The 1,704-nt window shown below is 77.6% G+C and carries 1 protein-coding gene and 1 pseudogene; both read left to right on the top strand.

Annotated elements, in window-relative coordinates:
- Positions 1 to 109: 109 nt before the first annotated feature.
- Positions 110 to 751, top strand: coding sequence for an NUDIX domain-containing protein (locus ABD353_RS35135; RefSeq protein WP_344627769.1), 642 nt, complete (start codon positions 110 to 112; stop codon positions 749 to 751).
- A gap of 241 nt (positions 752 to 992) precedes the next feature.
- Positions 993 to 1,704, top strand: a pseudogene (locus ABD353_RS35140) (hypothetical protein); the annotation flags it as partial.

Raw genomic sequence — 1,704 nt, forward strand, 5'->3', positions numbered from 1 at the left:
CGCCCCCCCCCCCCCCCCGCCCCCCGCCCGGCTGTTCGCGGACGGTTGTGGCCGCAGGCTGAGGGTGCGTCGGGTTAGATTGTGTCGTACTGACGAAAAGGGGAGAGCGATGGACTTCCAGCAGCAGATCAGGGATGCCGCCGAGCAGTGGCCCGTCCGGGCCGGCGAGACGCCGTTCAAGGGCCGGGTCACCGGGGTGCGCACCGAGGAGGTGCAGATGCCCGACGGATCCTGGGCGCGCCGCGACTACCAGACCCACCCGGGCTCGGTGTCGGTGCTCGCCCTGGACGACCGGCAGCGGGTGCTGATCCTGCGCCAGTACCGCCACCCCGTCCGGCAGCGCCTGTGGGAGCTGCCCGCGGGCCTGCTGGACGTGCCGGGCGAGAACCCGCTGCACGCCGCCCAGCGGGAGCTCTACGAGGAGGCCCACTGCAAGGCCGGCGAATGGCGGGTGCTGGTCGACTTCTACACCTCGCCCGGCGGCACCGACGAGGCGCTGCGGCTCTTCCTCGCCACCGACCTCTCCGAGGCCGAGGGCGAGCGGTACGCCGCCCACGGCGAGGAACTGGAGATCGAGACCGCCAGGGTCCCGCTGGAGGAGCTGATCCGGCTCGTCCTGGCCGGCGAACTGCACAACCCCACCCTGATCACCGGCACCCTCGCGCTGCACGCCGCCCTCACCGGCCAGGGCCTGGACATCCTGCGCCCCGCCGACTCGCCCTGGCCGGCCCGGCCCTTCCGCCAGGACTGAGGGTGCGCCCTTCAGGGGCGCGGGGCTGCTTTCGGTGAGGGCGACCTCAGGTACCCCCACGCGCCCCTGGGTGGTCGGCCGCCTCCCCGCGCCCTGGGTGGTCGGCCGCCTGCTTGACCCGCGGGGGTGATGCCCGGGGCGGGGCGGGCGGGTGACCTCTGCGGGGGCGGTCGTTCGAACTACGCTTCGCGGCAGGGCCCGCAGCGGGTCCGCTGCGGGCGACCGACGGAAGTGGGCACGGGTGGCGAGGAAGACGGCGACCATCGAAGAGCGGTCCGCCGGCCCCGGAGCGGCCGGCCCCGCGGACGGCCTGCCGCCCGGGCCGACCGCCTTCGCCGGCCGCCGCACCGAACTCGCCGCGCTGGACGCCGCCGCCCGCGCCGCCGGCCAGGGCGGTGACGCGGCCAGGCTGGTCGTGCTGGCCGGCCGGGCCGGGGCCGGGCGGACGGCGCTCGCGCTGCGCTGGGCCCGGTCGGTGGCCGTCCAGTACCCCGGCGGCGTGCTGTACGCCCGGCTCTCCGCGCCCGACGGCAGCCGGGTGCCGCCCGGCCGGACGGCCCGGCGGGTGCTGGGGCAGTTGGACGCCGTCCCGCCCCGGCTGCAGCCGTCCGGCGGGCCGGACGGCGCCGACCCCGCGTGCGCCGCACTGCGCGTGGCGCCCGCCGAGCGGGAGGTGCTGCTGCTGCTCGACGACGTCAAGGACGCCGCCCAACTGCGTCCGCTGCTCGGCGCGGGCGCCGGCACCCTGCTGCTCGCCGTCGCCGGTGGCCCGCTGACCGGCATCGAGGACGTCGACCCGGTGATCATCGGGGGGCTGGACCAGGCCGCCGCCGTCGGCCTGCTCGGGGACCTCGTCGGCGGCACCCGGGTCAGCTGCGACCCGGTCGGCGCCGCCGACCTCGCCGACGCCTGCGCGTGCCGGCCGGCCGCCCTGCGGCTCCCCCCCCGCCCGC

It is taken from the genome of Kitasatospora arboriphila, from assembly GCF_039528095.1.
GTDB classification, from domain to species: domain Bacteria; phylum Actinomycetota; class Actinomycetes; order Streptomycetales; family Streptomycetaceae; genus Kitasatospora; species Kitasatospora arboriphila.